We start from the raw sequence: 16,282 nt of genomic DNA, 5'->3' as shown, positions 1-16,282 counted from the left end.
GAGTATAAATAATGAAAACCGCTTACATCGCAAAACAACGCCAGATCAGCTTCGTTAAATCCCATTTTTCACGTCAGCTGGAAGATAAGCTTGGTCTGATCGAAGTCCAGGCGCCCATTCTCAGCCGCGTGGGTGACGGGACGCAGGACAACCTTTCTGGATGCGAAAAAGCGGTACAGGTGAAAGTGAAAACACTGCCAGACGCCCAGTTCGAAGTGGTGCATTCCCTTGCGAAGTGGAAACGCCAAACCCTGGGACAACACGACTTCAGCGCGGGCGAAGGGCTTTACACGCACATGAAAGCCCTTCGCCCCGATGAAGACCGTCTTACGCCAATGCACTCTGTCTACGTCGATCAATGGGACTGGGAGCGCGTCATGGGCGATGGCGAGCGTCACGTCGGTACGCTGAAATCCACCGTTGAGGCGATCTACGCCGGGATCAAAGCGACCGAAGCGGCTGTGAGCAAAGAGTTTGGTCTGGCACCGTTCCTGCCGGAATCGATCCACTTTGTCCACAGCCAGGAACTGCTGAGCCGTTATCCCGATCTGGATGCCAAAGGCCGTGAGCGTGCGATCGCTAAAGAATTGGGTGCTGTGTTCCTGATCGGGATTGGCGGCAAATTGTCTGACGGTAAACGCCATGATGTGCGTGCGCCGGATTATGATGACTGGAGCACGACGGGTGAGGGCGAACGCGCCGGTCTGAACGGCGATATTCTGGTCTGGAACCCGGTGCTGGAAGATGCGTTCGAGCTCTCTTCAATGGGGATCCGCGTGGATGCTGACGCCCTGAAGCGTCAGCTGGCACTGACCGGGGATGAAGATCGTCTCACGCTGGAGTGGCACCAGGCGTTGCTGCGCGGAGAGATGCCGCAGACCATTGGCGGCGGTATTGGCCAGTCCCGTCTGACCATGCTGCTGTTGCAGCTGCCTCATATTGGTCAGGTGCAGTGCGGTGTCTGGCCACAACAGGTACGCGATCGCGTTGAATCTCTTCTGTAATTAGCGCTGCCAGCGTCTTAGCAGGCGGCTACGTAACCCGGTATCAAAGCGCCAGATATGATCGAAGATGCGCATGATGCCGGGCTTTCCATGGGCAGACATCGCCACAGCATGGAAACGGTGTTGGTGCACTCGCTGTAGCTCCTTCACTTTATTCACCACGTCATCCGGTAGCCGCTGGGCAATAAAATCGGAGATGACCACGGCGTCAGCGTCATACCAGTCTCCGCCCTGCATCCGCTCAACGATGCTTCGAAAACAGCTGGCCAGATCGGTACCGCCACGAAAGCGCTGGCTTAAAAAGCGGATCGCCTGCTCAATACCCTGCTGATGGGTCAGTTCATACCCCACAACTTCGCTGGAAAAGAGCATGATGAAGCAGCGACGTCGATCGGCGAGCGCCACGCGCATCAGAGCCAGGCAGAACGCTTTCGCGCACTGTTCGTTAAACCCTCCCATCGAGCCGGACGTATCCACGCACACAATAAAGGGCCCGCGCGGTTGCTCGTCAAAATCCTGATGGATGACCGGGCGCTGGCTGAGCTTTTCACGCCAGGCTTCGCCATGCAACCGGTAGGTCAGAAGCTGTTTTTCCACCAGCCGGCGATAAAACTCGTACTCAAGCTCGGTCATCCCCAGCGTACTCAACTCCGTGGGCAGCAGGCGCAAAATATCGTCGCTTTGCTGGAGCCCATCCACCTGCTCAGGCACGGTGGCCGGTTCACGGACCAGGGTGCGGAAGGTCTCCATTGGGGCATCTTTCTTTGGGACCGATTTGGCCTCCCGTGAACGACCCAGCTGTTCGGCAAGCTTCATCAGCTCTGGCTGCTGTGCCAGAAAATCGCCGTACTTGACGATGAGCTGGTAATCTCCGCGCCGCAGCTGACCGGCGCTCATATCCCAAAGACGCCCGGCGGCGTTATCATTTTCCACCAGCACCTGCTCCAGCTGACCGCTTAAGGTCATGCGTTCCTGCACTTCGCTAAGCAGCTGTTCACGCTCCTCATCCAGCAACTGCTGGTTCAACGTTGTGGCCTGCACCACCAGGCTGAGGCGCCAGCGTTGTAAAAAGAGGGTGTGTAGCGCGGGGGTAAACGTGGCGTTATCCGTGACCAGCGCTCGCGCCTGGCTGGCAAACGGAGAGTGTACCGTGTCGAGTAACGTCAGGGTTTGCGGGAGCTGGGCGATAAACTGTGACGTAGAGAGCCGCTGGCACTGCTGATAGCAGGCCACCTCGTCAGTTAATTCAGGGGGGACTTCGGTCTCTTTGAACCGCTGACGCAGGTTTTCGCGCCAGCGCGGGAGATCGTCGGTCATCGCCTTTTTGAGCCGCGGGAATTTTTCAAAAAAAGCCGCCAGCTGCGGGGAGGCCAGAAGGGTGATGACCACCTCTTCGATCAACCCCTCTTCGCTGACGGCCAGCATGACGTTAAGCGTATCCAGCGTTAGCATTGACGAGCCTGTTTGATCTGCGCGCTGACATCCTGCAGGCTGGCTTCGATGCGACCTAACCAGTCGCTATGAATAAAGAGGCATTTTTGCTGCTCGCTGAAGCGCGTATGTTGCTGGTGCCATTCTGTATCCAGCGCTTCAAGCTGGCGTTTAATCTCTTCCGGCACGCTGTCAGAGGCGGTTCCCGGAAGCGCAAGACGCGATCCCTGCAGGCTGACGTCGCGGATCACCAGATGCTGGCTGCTGTCCACTTCCAGCGTCAGCGGCTGGGCAAAACCGATGCCGTTGAGTTTGCCGCGGATCTCCCCGCCCTTATCAAGCCACTGAGCCAATGGCTCTCGCTCCACGGTGATATGGACCACCTGCATGTCATGCAGCTTAAGGGGCTGCTGAAGCAGGAGCGTCAGCGTTGTACTGGTCAGTTCGGACGGCAGCTCATAATGCGCTTTGCGGGCGAACATACCGCCAAGGCGGTTTACTTTCAGCGCTGTTTTGTCGCTTTGTTGTTGCTGCAGCTGAATACGCCGTTGGGCAATCGCTCCCAGCTGGTTGAGCATCGACTGCTGGCCCCAGGCGTGTCCGGTCATCAATACGTCAAGCTGCTGCTGCATCAGGTTCATGCCTTCCGCGTCGTGCCAGAGACAATCTTTTAAAAGGATCAGATCGATTGGCGCAACGGCATCGCGGCCGCTGAACAGGGCGCTGGCCTGCAGCAGGCGGATCGCTTTTTTCCAGCGACGGTCGGAGACATACGGCGCAGAAGGCAGTAAATCGAGCTGCTGGCGCAGCAGATAGATCAGCTCAAACACCGAATCCGGCAGTGTGATTTTGCCGATATCCTCCTGCCACTGGTAATACTCCTCATCCGTGACCTGCAGCGAAGCGGGGACCGGGTTTTCATTCTCATCCTGCTGGCTGACCAGCATCGAGCGGAAGTTGGATTTATCCTGCACTTTGTCGAGCCACAGGCGGATCAGCATGCGGTCATACAGCGCTTCAAGGCTGCTGTCGGCTTCCGGGAGTTCGTTAGAGGCCGCCACCAGCAGGCGCATCGGGATTTTCTCTTCGCTGGCACCGTTGCGGAATCGGCGTTCGTTTATCGCCGTGAGCAGGGTGTTCAGAATTGCCGGCCCTGCTTTCCAGATCTCATCAAGAAAAACAATTTCCGCTTCCGGAAGATACCCCTCAGTCAGGCGCTGATAGCGCCCCTCATCTTTCAGCGCCTGAATGGAAAGCGGGCCGAAAACTTCTTCTGGGGTGGAAAAGCGGGTCATCAGGTATTCGAAAGCGCGGGCGTTCTGAAAGGCAAATTTCAGCCGGCGGGCAATCAGGCTTTTGGCGATGCCCGGAGGACCAAGCAGAAAGACGCTTTCACCGCTCAACGCTGCCAGTAAACAGAGGCGAATGGCGTGGCTACGCTCGAAAAGGCCTTTTTCCAGCGCGCCGCTGAGGCGGGAAATTCTTTCTGCTATTAAATGTGAGTGAGCCATAATAGTTTTGCATCCTTTCGCCGTCGTGGCGGCCAATTGAAGCGAGTATAGACGTTTCAGTCAGGGCTGGTAATAGACTGAAGTGCGGCGCTATTTTCTTTGCGCTACATTAATGCGGTTGCATTTAGGGGTACGATTTTGCATTGAATCGTGCATACTGTGCGCTTTTTGTGGGCCAAGGGACTAAGCACACATTTGTTATTTAAACGAAAAGACTAGTCTATGAGCACTGATAATAAGCAATCATTACCCGCAATAACGCTTGCGGCGATCGGGGTTGTCTACGGTGATATCGGCACCAGCCCGCTTTATACGCTTCGTGAATGTCTGTCCGGTCAGTTTGGTTTTGGTGTTGAGCGCGATGCCGTCTTTGGCTTCCTGTCCCTCATCTTCTGGCTGCTGATCCTGGTGGTTTCAGTGAAATACCTCTCCTTCGTTATGCGTGCAGATAACGCCGGTGAAGGGGGGATCCTGACTCTGATGTCCCTTGCCGGGCGGAATACCTCCGCCAGAATGACGTCGGTGCTGGTTATTATCGGCCTGATTGGCGGCAGCTTCTTCTATGGGGAAGTCGTCATTACGCCCGCGATTTCGGTTCTCTCGGCGATAGAGGGGCTGGAGATTATCGCGCCACAGCTTGATTCGTGGGTTGTTCCGCTGGCGATCCTTGTCCTGACGCTGCTGTTCATCATCCAGAAGCACGGCACCGGGCTGGTGGGCAAGCTGTTCGCTCCGATTATGCTGGCCTGGTTCCTGGTCCTGGCGGCACTCGGTTTACGCAGCATTATTGCTAACCCAGATGTGCTGCATGCGCTGAACCCTTACTGGGCCGTGCATTTCTTCCTGGAATACAAAGTGGTTTCCTTCGTTGCGCTCGGTGCCGTCGTGCTCTCCATCACCGGTGTTGAGGCGCTGTATGCCGATATGGGGCACTTCGGGAAACTGCCTATCCGCGTGGCGTGGTTTTTAGTGGTCCTGCCGTCGCTGGTGCTGAACTATTTCGGTCAGGGTGCGCTGCTGCTGCAAAACCCGGAGGCGATTAAGAACCCATTCTTCCTGCTGGCTCCGGACTGGGCGCTGGTGCCCATGCTGATTCTGGCGACGCTGGCGACCGTTATTGCCTCGCAGGCGGTAATTTCAGGCGTGTTCTCTCTGACGCGTCAGGCCGTGCGTCTGGGATATCTCTCGCCTATGCGCATTATCCATACCTCCGAGATGGAGTCGGGCCAGATTTACATTCCGTTCATCAACTGGCTGCTCTATTTCGCCGTGGTGATTGTCATCGTCAGCTTCGAGCACTCCAGCAACCTGGCGGCGGCGTACGGTATTGCGGTAACCGGTACGATGGTACTGACCTCGCTGCTCTCCACCACGGTAGCGTACCGAAACTGGCACTGGAACAAATTCCTCGTGATGATGATTCTGGTCGGCTTCCTGTGCATTGACGTGCCGCTGTTCTCCGCCAACCTCGACAAGATTGTCTCTGGTGGCTGGCTGCCGCTGACGCTCGGTCTGGTGATGTTCATTGTCATGACCACGTGGAAAAGCGAACGTTTCCGCCTTCTGCGCCGTATGCATGAGCACGGTAACTCCCTGGAGGCTATGATTGCCTCGCTGGAGAAATCGCCGCCGGTCCGCGTGCCGGGCACCGCGGTGTATATGTCGCGTGCGCTGAACGTTATCCCGTTTGCGCTGATGCATAACCTCAAGCACAACAAAGTGCTGCACGAGCGCGTGATTCTGCTGACCCTGCGCACCGAAGATGCCCCGTATGTCCACAATGTCCGCCGCGTGCAAATCGAGCAACTGTCGCCGACCTTCTGGCGCGTAGTGGCAAGCTACGGCTGGCGTGAGACACCAAACGTCGAAGAGGTGTTCCATCGCTGCGGTCTGGAAGGTCTGAGCTGTCGCATGATGGAGACCTCGTTCTTTATGTCCCACGAGTCGCTGATTATCGGCAAGCGCCCCTGGTATTTGCGTCTGCGCGGCAAGTTGTACCTTATCCTGCAGCGTAACGCCCTTCGCGCGCCTGACCAGTTTGAGATCCCGCCTAACCGTGTGATTGAGCTGGGAACGCAGGTCGAAATCTAGGTCCTCGTGTGGCCTGATGCCCTCTCCTGGATGGAGAGGGTGCAACCCTAAAAAAGCGGTAACCAAAGGGTTACCGTTTTTGCATTTATCGCCTTCTCATTTCACGTAGCGAAACGTTTCGACGCCGATCACAAATCTGTTATGTCATGGTGGTTTTCTGAACACCGTTAAGACTAAACTGATTTCAGCGAAACGTTTCGCTAGTGGAGCAAGAAAATGAAGAAAGGCACCGTTCTTAACGCAGAAATCTCATCGGTTATTTCCCGTCTTGGGCATACCGATACGCTGGTGGTTTGCGATGCAGGCTTACCGGTTCCACGCAGCACAACCCGTATTGATATGGCGTTAACGCAGGGCGTGCCCTCGTTTATGCAGGTACTGGACGTGGTGACGGCGGAGATGCAGGTTGAGGCGGCCATTCTCGCGACGGAAATTAAACACCATAATCCGCAACTCCACGAAACGTTGCTCAGCCACATTGAGCAACTGCAACAACACCAGGGAAACACCATAGAAATTCGTTACACAACGCACGAGCAATTCAAACAACAAACCGCAGACAGTCAGGCGGTGATTCGCAGCGGGGAGTGTTCCCCGTATGCGAATATCATTCTCTGTGCTGGCGTCACCTTCTGAGGCCATCATGGACGCATTACTGCAACTGAAAGGGATCGATAAAGCGTTCCCGGGCGTAAAAGCCCTCTCTGGCGCGGCTCTGAACGTTTATCCCGGACGCGTAATGGCGCTGGTGGGCGAAAACGGGGCCGGCAAATCCACCATGATGAAAGTGCTGACTGGTATCTATCAACGCGATGCCGGCTCGCTGCTGTGGCTGGGTAAAGAGACCACGTTCAACGGCCCGAAATCCTCCCAGGATGCGGGTATCGGTATTATTCACCAGGAGCTGAACCTGATCCCGCAGCTCAGCATTGCGGAAAACATCTTCCTCGGACGTGAGTTCGTTAACCGGTTTGGCAAAATCGACTGGAAAACGATGTATGCCGAAGCGGACAAACTGCTGGCGAAGCTAAACCTGCGCTTCAAGAGCGACCGTCTGGTGGGCGACCTCTCCATTGGCGATCAGCAAATGGTTGAAATCGCGAAGGTGCTGAGCTTTGAGTCGAAGGTCATCATTATGGATGAACCGACGGACGCGCTGACCGACACCGAAACCGAATCTTTATTCCGCGTTATCCGCGAGCTGAAATCGCAGGGACGCGGGATTGTCTATATCTCTCACCGTATGAAAGAGATTTTCGAGATCTGCGACGACGTAACGGTCTTCCGCGACGGGCAATTCATTGCCGAGCGCGAAGTCGCCACGCTGACCGAAGATACCCTTATCGAAATGATGGTGGGACGTAAGCTCGAAGACCAGTATCCGCATCTGGACAAAGCACCGGGTGAGATCCGCCTTAAGGTGGATAACCTCTGTGGCCCGGACGTGAACGATGTCACCTTTACCCTGCGCCAGGGGGAGATCCTTGGCGTGGCGGGGTTAATGGGGGCAGGCCGTACCGAGCTGATGAAAGTGCTCTATGGCGCACTGCCGCGTACCAGCGGTTATGTCACGCTCGACGGTCATGAGGTGGTGACTCGCTCTCCACAGGATGGCCTGGCAAACGGCATCGTCTATATCTCCGAAGACCGCAAGCGTGACGGCTTAGTGCTGGGGATGTCGGTAAAAGAGAACATGTCGCTTACTGCCCTGCGCTATTTCAGCCGCAGCGGTGGCAGCCTGAAGCACAAAGATGAACAGCAGGCGGTCAGCGATTTTATCCGTCTCTTCAACGTTAAAACGCCGTCGATGGAGCAGGCGATTGGCCTGTTGTCCGGTGGTAATCAGCAAAAAGTGGCCATTGCGCGCGGTCTGATGACGCGCCCGAAAGTGCTGATCCTTGATGAGCCAACCCGCGGCGTGGACGTTGGGGCCAAGAAAGAGATCTATCAGCTGATTAACCAGTTCAAGGCCGACGGCCTGAGCATCATTCTGGTCTCTTCCGAGATGCCAGAAGTATTAGGCATGAGCGATCGCATTATCGTCATGCATGAAGGGCATCTCGGTGGTGAATTCACTCGCGAGCAGGCCACCCAGGAAGTTCTGATGGCTGCCGCTGTGGGCAAGCTTAATCGCGTGAATCAGGAGTAAGAAGATGACTACCCAGGCTGTTTCTGGTCGCCGTTATTTCACAAAGGCATGGCTGCTGGAACAAAAATCGCTGATTGCCCTGCTGGTGTTGATCGCGATTGTTTCGACCATGAGTCCAAACTTTTTTACCGTTAATAACCTGTTCAATATTCTTCAGCAGACGTCGGTTAACGCCATTATGGCGGTAGGGATGACGCTGGTGATTTTGACGTCGGGTATCGATCTGTCCGTCGGTTCCCTGCTGGCGCTCACCGGTGCGGTTGCGGCTTCAATTGTAGGGATTGAGGTCAACGCGCTGGTGGCCGTTGCAGCTGCGCTGGCACTTGGGGCGGCAATTGGTGCCGTGACCGGTGTTATTGTGGCGAAAGGTCGCGTTCAGGCGTTCATTGCGACGCTCGTCATGATGCTCCTGCTGCGCGGTGTCACCATGGTTTATACCAACGGCAGTCCGGTAAATACCGGCTTTACGGATAACGCCGATCTGTTTGGCTGGTTCGGTATTGGTCGTCCGCTGGGTATCCCGACGCCGGTCTGGATCATGGCTATCGTTTTCCTTGCGGCGTGGTACATGCTGCATCACACCCGTCTGGGTCGTTATATCTATGCGCTGGGCGGTAACGAAGCGGCAACGCGTCTGTCCGGGATCAGCGTCAATAAAGTCAAAATCATCGTCTATTCGCTGTGTGGTCTGCTGGCCTCTCTGGCAGGCATCATCGAAGTGGCGCGCCTCTCTTCTGCGCAGCCAACGGCGGGGACGGGGTATGAGCTGGATGCCATTGCGGCAGTCGTTCTGGGCGGTACGAGTCTTGCGGGCGGTAAAGGTCGCATTGTTGGGACATTGATCGGCGCACTGATCCTTGGTTTCCTGAATAATGGTTTGAATTTATTAGGTGTTTCCTCCTATTACCAGATGATCGTTAAAGCAGTGGTGATTTTGCTGGCGGTTCTGGTAGACAACAAAAAACAGTAACTGACGACACTACAGGACATCTTAGATATGAACATGAAAAAACTGGCTACCCTGGTTTCTGCTGTCGCGCTGAGCGCAACCGTAAGTGCTAACGCAATGGCGAAAGACACCATCGCGCTGGTTATCTCCACGCTGAACAACCCGTTCTTCGTCTCTCTGAAGGACGGAGCACAGAAAGAAGCTGACAAACTGGGCTACAACCTGGTGGTGCTGGACTCTCAGAACAACCCGGCGAAAGAGCTGGCAAACGTTCAGGACTTAACCGTTCGTGGCACCAAAATCCTGCTGATCAACCCAACGGATTCTGACGCTGTGGGTAACGCCGTGAAGATGGCAAATCAGGCGAAGATCCCGGTCATCACCCTTGACCGTCAGGCGACGAAAGGCGACGTAGTCAGCCACATCGCTTCTGATAACGTACTGGGTGGCAAAATCGCGGGTGACTACATCGCGAAGAAAGCGGGTGAAGGCGCGAAAGTTATCGAACTGCAGGGTATTGCCGGTACGTCAGCGGCGCGTGAGCGTGGTGAAGGCTTCCAGCAGGCTGTTGCAGCGCACAAATTTAACGTACTGGCCAGCCAGCCTGCTGACTTCGACCGCACGAAAGGTCTGAACGTGATGCAGAACCTGCTGACCGCGCACCCTGACGTGCAGGCTGTGTTTGCACAGAACGACGAAATGGCGCTGGGCGCGCTGCGTGCTCTGCAGACCGCAGGTAAATCTGATGTGATGGTTGTCGGATTTGACGGCACGCCGGATGGTGAAAAAGCAGTAAAAGATGGCAAACTGGCGGCGACCATCGCTCAGCTGCCTGAGCAGATCGGCGCAACGGGCGTGCAGACTGCTGATAAAGTGCTGAAGGGCGAAAAAGTTCAGGCCAAATATCCTGTTGACCTGAAACTGGTCATCAAGCAGTAAAAGGCGAATCAGGCAGTCGCTGGCTGCCTGAGGGACACCCTATAAAGAAAAGTGTGGCATACGCCACCGGGTCACACCGGTGGCGCTCTCAGATGGACACCTCAACCATGAAAACCGCAGGCAATCTTGTCGTCCTTGGCAGTATCAATGCCGATCACATTCTTAACCTTGAATCGTTCCCGACACCGGGCGAAACCGTCACCGGTAATCAGTATCAGGTAGCGTTCGGCGGTAAGGGCGCCAACCAGGCCGTCGCCGCAGGACGCAGTGGGGCGAAGATCGCCTTTATTGCCTGCACGGGTGATGACGATACCGGTGAGCGCGTACGCAAACAGCTGGCCAGCGATAACATTGATATTGCGCCTGTCAGCGTTGTCGAAGGGGAGTCAACCGGCGTGGCGCTGATTTTCGTCAACGCGGAAGGTGAGAATGTCATCGGTATTCATGCGGGGGCTAACGCCGCGCTGACCACTGAGCGGGTAAACGCGCAGCGCGAGATCATCGCGAATGCCGAAGCGCTTCTGATGCAGCTGGAATCACCCGTTGAAAGCGTCCTGGCGGCCGCAGAGATAGCGCATCAAAATCATACCACTGTCGTACTCAATCCTGCGCCTGCGCGGGTATTATCAGACGAGCTGCTGGCGCTGGTGGATATCATTACCCCGAACGAAACTGAAGCGGAGAAACTGACAGGCGTTCGCGTTGAAAATGATGACGACGCCGCGCGGGCGGCGAAAGTGCTGCACGATAAAGGCATCGGCACCGTTATCATTACCCTTGGCAGTCGTGGAGTGTGGGCCAGCGTAAACGGGGAAGGCCGTCGCGTGCCGGGCTTTAAGGTTAAGGCGATTGATACCATCGCGGCGGGAGATACCTTTAACGGTGCATTGGTGACTGCGCTGCTGGAAGGCAAGAGAATGGATGATGCTATTCGCTTTGCCCATGCCGCCGCGGCGATTGCCGTAACGCGCAAAGGTGCCCAGCCTTCCGTTCCGTGGCGTAAAGAGATTGATGAATTCTTAAGTCAGCAGGGGTAACGCTTGGCCACAATGAAAGATGTCGCCCGCCAGGCGGGCGTTTCTACGTCGACAGTCTCCCACGTCATTAATAACGATCGCTTCGTTAGCGGGGCGATTCGGGAAAAAGTCGAAGCCGCGGTTAAAGATCTCAACTATGCGCCGTCCGCGCTGGCGCGCAGCCTCAAGCTCAACCAGACGCGCACCATCGGCATGCTGATCACCGCCAGTACCAACCCCTTTTATTCTGAAATTGTTCGCGGTGTCGAACGCAGCTGCTTCGAGCGTGGTTACAGCCTGGTGCTGTGCAATACCGAAGGGGATGAGCAGCGAATGAACCGTAACCTGGAGACGCTGATGCAAAAACGCGTCGACGGGTTACTGCTGCTGTGTACCGAAACACATCAGCCCTCGAAAGAGATTATTCAGCGCTACCCTTCTATTCCCACGGTGATGATGGACTGGGCACCGTTCGACGGTACCAGCGATCTCATTCAGGATAACTCGCTGCTGGGAGGTGACATGGCCACCCAGTATCTGATCGATAAAGGCTATACCCGCATCGCCTGCATTACCGGCCCCCTGGATAAAACCCCGGCGCGCTTGCGTCTTGAGGGGTATCTTTCTGCGATGGCGCGGGCGGGGCTTACTGTTCCGGATGGCTACCGTATTACCGGTGATTTCGAATTTAACGGCGGCTTTGAAGCTATGCAGAAACTGCTGTCGCAAGCGCAGCGTCCGCAGGCTGTGTTTATCGGCAACGATGCGATGGCGTTTGGCGCGTATCAGGCGTTATATCAGGCGGGACTGCGTGTTCCACACGATATGGCGGTGATTGGTTACGATGACATTGAACTGGCCCGCTACATGACGCCGCCGCTCACCACGATTCATCAGCCAAAAGATGAACTGGGCGAGCTGGCCATCGATGTGCTTATCCACCGAATGGCCGAGCCCGGCCTGCAGCAGCAACGTCTGCAGCTTACTCCTGTTCTGATGGAACGGGGTTCGGTTTAGCCTTTGTTTTGTGGCGCTCTTTGATCAGGTTGCGGCCATCTTTAGGTTTTAACAGCATAAAGACCAGCGCCGACACGACGGTGAGTGCGCCCATGGTAATAAAGGTATAGTGAAACTGTTCGACGGTGTTCGCACTGTCAAAACCTTCATAAAACCGCAGCACCGCCGCACTGACGGCTACCCCCAGACTGATCGACAACTGCTGAGTTACTGCCAGCACGCTGTTGCCGCTACTGGCGTTATCGTCGGTCAGGTCGGCGAGGGTGATGGTGTTCATCGACGTGAACTGTGTCGACATGGCCATTCCCAGCACAAACAGGGGCAGGATCAGCATCCAGACCGGTAAAGAGGCGGATTGCAGGGAGAACTGCGCGATCATCAGCCCGATAAAGACCGTTACACCTACCAGCGTCTTACGATAGCCAAACCAGCGCAACACCTGCGTGACGGTTGATTTGGCCAGAATAGAGCCCATCGCCGTGGGTGCCATCATGCAACCGGCAATCAGAGCCGGGTAGCCGAAACCCACCTGCAGCATCAGTGGCATCAGGAACGGCACGCAGCCCGTCCCCAGGCGTGAGGCAATGTTGCCCGCAATCCCCACGGAAAACGTTCGGGTGTTAAACAGCGACAGAGAAATTAACGGCGTCGGGTGATGGCGTGCATGACGTATATAAAGAAGGAACAGCAAAATACCGCCGAGGATGACGGAGAGTGCAATCCATGTCGCCACGATCTTCTCACCAAACAGCTCCATCCCGCTGGAGAAGAGTACCAGGCTCAGGCCAAACAGGAAAAAACCACGCATATCGAAACGGCGTCTTGGGGTGGTGAAGTTCGGCATATATTTGCGGGCATAAAGCAGCCCCGCGACGCCAATGGGAATATTAATCAGGAAGATCCAGTGCCAGCTTGCCCAGGTGACGAATACCCCGCCGAGAACCGGACCCAGTATGGGGCCGACCAGGCCGGGCATCGTGACGAAGTTGAGCACAGGAAGCAGTTCGCTGCGCGGATAGGCGCGCAGTAACGCCAGACGCGCCACGGGCATCATCATCGCCCCGCCAACGCCCTGAAGCACACGGAAGATGACCAGCTCTGTAAGAGACGTTGACAGCGCACAGGCCAAAGAGCCGAGCGTAAAGAGCGTCACGGCCAGCATGAATATTTTGCGGGTGCCGAAGCGGTCAGCCAGCCAGCCGCTCACCGGAATGAGCATCGCGACAGTCAGGGTATAACTGATGATGGCGGACTGCATCGCCAGCGGGGATCGGTTAAGGCTTTGTGCAATCGCGGGTAGCGCTGTGTTGAGGATGGTGGCATCCAGTGCCTGCATAAAGAACGCCATGGCTGCAATCCACGGCAATCCGGCCATGCTGCGCGCTTTTTTCTCTCTCATTTATGTACCTGCTGGTGGGTTGGCGCGGCCAGCAATGCCTGGCATGCATCCTGGGCTCGCTGCCCGTCGCTCTCCTGAATGGCATCAACAATCGCTTGGTGCAAATCCAGCTTTACCACTTCGTCTTGTGTAATAGAGGTAAAGTAGGTGTGGTATACCGAATGGAATAAAGAGGCAAAGGATGTCAGGAACGGATTGGCGCTCATCATATAGATGTGTTCATGCCAGGCCATATCGACCTCAATCCAGCGTTCGCGGTTGAAGTGTTTTTTCAGGAACACCATCTCTTCCATTAGGGCATTGAGCTGCGCTTTCTGTTCTGCCGTCCCGAGCGTGGCGGCAAGGAGGCAGGCCTGAGGTTCAAGACTGCTGCGCATCACCAGGAAGTGATCGACGACCTGATGAAAGTTATCTTCCGTCATCCACCATGAGAGCAGTTCCTGATCGAGGAAGTTCCAGTTGCTCTGTGGCATCACACGCGTACCAATGCGAGGACGCGGAAGCACCATTCCTTTTGCCGTTAAGGTTTTCACCGCTTCGCGAACGGCAGTACGGCTCACCCCAAACTGCTCACCCAACTCCATTTCACCCGGCAGGATGCTCCCCGGGGCATATTTACCCGCTAAAATCAGCTGAGCCAGTTTTTCTGCCAGCACATACGACAGGTTTTTTTGGGCAGCCAGTTGTTGTGCGCTTAATGGCATCGCGTTTATTCCTTAAAGATTCATGCTGATAATTATGCCACCTCGGGTGTTATTGTGGTTGCAGATACATCAAATAGAACAATTTGTAGCTTGATTTCACCCCTATTGGTGAAAAAAAACACGGACAGAAACTTTTTTTGAATTTCCTCTTGTCACTTCAGAATAACTCCCTATAATGCGCCTCCACTGACACGGAACAACGGCACACACGCCGCCGGGTCAGCAGAGATAAGCGAAAATAAATGCTTGACTCTGAAGCGGGAAAGCGTAATATGCACACCCCGCGCCGCAGCGAAAACGAAGCGGCACTGCTCTTTAACAATTTATCAGACAATCTGTGTGGGCACTCAAAGTGACATGGATTCTTAATGTCTTCGGACAAAAAATGAATACCAAGTCTCTGAGTGAACATACGTAATTCATTACGAAGTTTAATTCACGAGCATCAAACTTAAATTGAAGAGTTTGATCATGGCTCAGATTGAACGCTGGCGGCAGGCCTAACACATGCAAGTCGAACGGTAGCACAGAGAGCTTGCTCTCGGGTGACGAGTGGCGGACGGGTGAGTAATGTCTGGGAAACTGCCTGATGGAGGGGGATAACTACTGGAAACGGTAGCTAATACCGCATAACGTCGCAAGACCAAAGAGGGGGACCTTCGGGCCTCTTGCCATCAGATGTGCCCAGATGGGATTAGCTAGTAGGTGGGGTAACGGCTCACCTAGGCGACGATCCCTAGCTGGTCTGAGAGGATGACCAGCCACACTGGAACTGAGACACGGTCCAGACTCCTACGGGAGGCAGCAGTGGGGAATATTGCACAATGGGCGCAAGCCTGATGCAGCCATGCCGCGTGTATGAAGAAGGCCTTCGGGTTGTAAAGTACTTTCAGCGGGGAGGAAGGTGTTGTGGTTAATAACCACAGCAATTGACGTTACCCGCAGAAGAAGCACCGGCTAACTCCGTGCCAGCAGCCGCGGTAATACGGAGGGTGCAAGCGTTAATCGGAATTACTGGGCGTAAAGCGCACGCAGGCGGTCTGTCAAGTCGGATGTGAAATCCCCGGGCTCAACCTGGGAACTGCATTCGAAACTGGCAGGCTAGAGTCTTGTAGAGGGGGGTAGAATTCCAGGTGTAGCGGTGAAATGCGTAGAGATCTGGAGGAATACCGGTGGCGAAGGCGGCCCCCTGGACAAAGACTGACGCTCAGGTGCGAAAGCGTGGGGAGCAAACAGGATTAGATACCCTGGTAGTCCACGCCGTAAACGATGTCGACTTGGAGGTTGTGCCCTTGAGGCGTGGCTTCCGGAGCTAACGCGTTAAGTCGACCGCCTGGGGAGTACGGCCGCAAGGTTAAAACTCAAATGAATTGACGGGGGCCCGCACAAGCGGTGGAGCATGTGGTTTAATTCGATGCAACGCGAAGAACCTTACCTACTCTTGACATCCAGAGAACTTTCCAGAGATGGATTGGTGCCTTCGGGAACTCTGAGACAGGTGCTGCATGGCTGTCGTCAGCTCGTGTTGTGAAATGTTGGGTTAAGTCCCGCAACGAGCGCAACCCTTATCCTTTGTTGCCAGCGGTCCGGCCGGGAACTCAAAGGAGACTGCCAGTGATAAACTGGAGGAAGGTGGGGATGACGTCAAGTCATCATGGCCCTTACGAGTAGGGCTACACACGTGCTACAATGGCGCATACAAAGAGAAGCGAACTCGCGAGAGCAAGCGGACCTCATAAAGTGCGTCGTAGTCCGGATTGGAGTCTGCAACTCGACTCCATGAAGTCGGAATCGCTAGTAATCGTAGATCAGAATGCTACGGTGAATACGTTCCCGGGCCTTGTACACACCGCCCGTCACACCATGGGAGTGGGTTGCAAAAGAAGTAGGTAGCTTAACCTTCGGGAGGGCGCTTACCACTTTGTGATTCATGACTGGGGTGAAGTCGTAACAAGGTAACCGTAGGGGAACCTGCGGTTGGATCACCTCCTTACCTTAAAGAACCTGCCTTTGTAGTGCTCACACAGATTGTCTGATGAAAAGTAAATAGCAAGGCGTCTTGCGATTGAGAC

At 55.2% G+C, this 16,282-nt stretch carries 12 protein-coding genes and 1 rRNA gene; 9 read left to right on the top strand and 4 right to left on the bottom strand.

Going from position 1 to position 16,282, the window contains the following annotated elements:
* Positions 1–11 precede the first annotated feature (11 nt).
* Complete coding sequence (gene asnA / locus JTA15_RS17630; RefSeq protein ID WP_020882768.1) at positions 12–1,004, top strand: aspartate--ammonia ligase; 993 nt, start codon at positions 12–14, stop codon at positions 1,002–1,004.
* On the opposite strand, the gene viaA is transcribed toward asnA, so the two are convergent.
* Both viaA and ravA read right to left on the bottom strand, forming a co-directional pair.
* Positions 1,005–2,456, bottom strand: coding sequence for an ATPase RavA stimulator ViaA (viaA, locus tag JTA15_RS17625; protein WP_032680053.1), 1,452 nt, complete (start codon positions 2,454–2,456; stop codon positions 1,005–1,007).
* Positions 2,450–3,946, bottom strand: coding sequence for an ATPase RavA (gene ravA / locus JTA15_RS17620; RefSeq protein ID WP_025202724.1), 1,497 nt, complete (start codon positions 3,944–3,946; stop codon positions 2,450–2,452). The genes viaA and ravA overlap by 7 nt, the downstream gene beginning before the upstream one ends.
* A gap of 222 nt (positions 3,947–4,168) precedes the next feature.
* On the opposite strand from ravA, the gene kup reads away from it, so the two are divergent.
* From kup to rbsR, 7 genes are all read left to right on the top strand, one after another.
* Positions 4,169–6,037 (top strand): low affinity potassium transporter Kup, encoded by a 1,869-nt coding sequence (gene kup / locus JTA15_RS17615; protein WP_014172271.1) that lies wholly within the window; start codon positions 4,169–4,171, stop codon positions 6,035–6,037.
* Between the two features lie 216 nt (positions 6,038–6,253).
* Positions 6,254–6,673, top strand: a complete 420-nt coding sequence (gene rbsD / locus JTA15_RS17610) for a D-ribose pyranase (RefSeq protein WP_020882770.1) — start codon at positions 6,254–6,256, stop codon at positions 6,671–6,673.
* Positions 6,674–6,680: 7 nt separating this feature from the next.
* Positions 6,681–8,186, top strand: coding sequence for a ribose ABC transporter ATP-binding protein RbsA (rbsA, locus tag JTA15_RS17605; protein ID WP_138014313.1), 1,506 nt, complete (start codon positions 6,681–6,683; stop codon positions 8,184–8,186).
* 4 nt (positions 8,187–8,190) lie between these two features.
* Entirely contained in the window at positions 8,191–9,156 is a 966-nt protein-coding gene (gene rbsC / locus JTA15_RS17600) for a ribose ABC transporter permease (RefSeq protein WP_020882772.1), read from the top strand.
* A 27-nt stretch (positions 9,157–9,183) separates the two neighbouring features.
* Entirely contained in the window at positions 9,184–10,074 is an 891-nt protein-coding gene (gene rbsB / locus JTA15_RS17595) for a ribose ABC transporter substrate-binding protein RbsB (protein WP_014172267.1), read from the top strand.
* Positions 10,075–10,181: 107 nt separating this feature from the next.
* On the top strand, positions 10,182–11,111 hold the full coding sequence (rbsK, locus tag JTA15_RS17590; RefSeq protein ID WP_020882773.1) for a ribokinase: 930 nt from the start codon (positions 10,182–10,184) through the stop codon (positions 11,109–11,111).
* A gap of 3 nt (positions 11,112–11,114) precedes the next feature.
* Positions 11,115–12,107: a ribose operon transcriptional repressor RbsR gene (gene rbsR, locus JTA15_RS17585; RefSeq protein ID WP_219372548.1), complete on the top strand. Its 993-nt coding sequence runs from the start codon at positions 11,115–11,117 to the stop codon at positions 12,105–12,107.
* Here rbsR and mdtD read toward each other — a convergent pair.
* Positions 12,073–13,506 (bottom strand): multidrug transporter subunit MdtD, encoded by a 1,434-nt coding sequence (mdtD, locus tag JTA15_RS17580; protein WP_219372547.1) that lies wholly within the window; start codon positions 13,504–13,506, stop codon positions 12,073–12,075. The two genes, rbsR and mdtD, sit on opposite strands and share 35 nt — an antisense overlap.
* Positions 13,503–14,210, bottom strand: a complete 708-nt coding sequence (locus JTA15_RS17575) for a FadR/GntR family transcriptional regulator (protein WP_020882776.1) — start codon at positions 14,208–14,210, stop codon at positions 13,503–13,505. Before JTA15_RS17575 ends, mdtD begins: the two co-directional genes overlap by 4 nt.
* A gap of 453 nt (positions 14,211–14,663) precedes the next feature.
* On the opposite strand from JTA15_RS17575, the gene JTA15_RS17570 reads away from it, so the two are divergent.
* Positions 14,664–16,203 (top strand): 16S ribosomal RNA (locus JTA15_RS17570).
* The last annotated feature ends 79 nt before the right edge of the window (positions 16,204–16,282 follow it).

The sequence above is a fragment of the Enterobacter sp. BIDMC 29 genome (assembly GCF_019378755.1).
Classification (GTDB): domain Bacteria; phylum Pseudomonadota; class Gammaproteobacteria; order Enterobacterales; family Enterobacteriaceae; genus Enterobacter; species Enterobacter ludwigii.
This window is presented reverse-complemented; position numbering and strand designations above follow the sequence as displayed.

Coding starts and splice junctions, on each gene's coding strand:
- rbsC (WP_020882772.1), top strand. CDS start 8,191: ATGACTACCCAGGCTGTTTCTGGTCGCCGTTATTTCACAAAGGCATGG.
- kup (WP_014172271.1), top strand. CDS start 4,169: ATGAGCACTGATAATAAGCAATCATTACCCGCAATAACGCTTGCGGCG.
- asnA (WP_020882768.1), top strand. CDS start 12: ATGAAAACCGCTTACATCGCAAAACAACGCCAGATCAGCTTCGTTAAA.
- viaA (WP_032680053.1), bottom strand. CDS start 2,456: ATGCTAACGCTGGATACGCTTAACGTCATGCTGGCCGTCAGCGAAGAG.
- rbsD (WP_020882770.1), top strand. CDS start 6,254: ATGAAGAAAGGCACCGTTCTTAACGCAGAAATCTCATCGGTTATTTCC.
- mdtD (WP_219372547.1), bottom strand. CDS start 13,506: ATGAGAGAGAAAAAAGCGCGCAGCATGGCCGGATTGCCGTGGATTGCA.
- rbsB (WP_014172267.1), top strand. CDS start 9,184: ATGAACATGAAAAAACTGGCTACCCTGGTTTCTGCTGTCGCGCTGAGC.
- ravA (WP_025202724.1), bottom strand. CDS start 3,946: ATGGCTCACTCACATTTAATAGCAGAAAGAATTTCCCGCCTCAGCGGC.
- rbsA (WP_138014313.1), top strand. CDS start 6,681: ATGGACGCATTACTGCAACTGAAAGGGATCGATAAAGCGTTCCCGGGC.
- rbsK (WP_020882773.1), top strand. CDS start 10,182: ATGAAAACCGCAGGCAATCTTGTCGTCCTTGGCAGTATCAATGCCGAT.
- JTA15_RS17575 (WP_020882776.1), bottom strand. CDS start 14,210: ATGCCATTAAGCGCACAACAACTGGCTGCCCAAAAAAACCTGTCGTAT.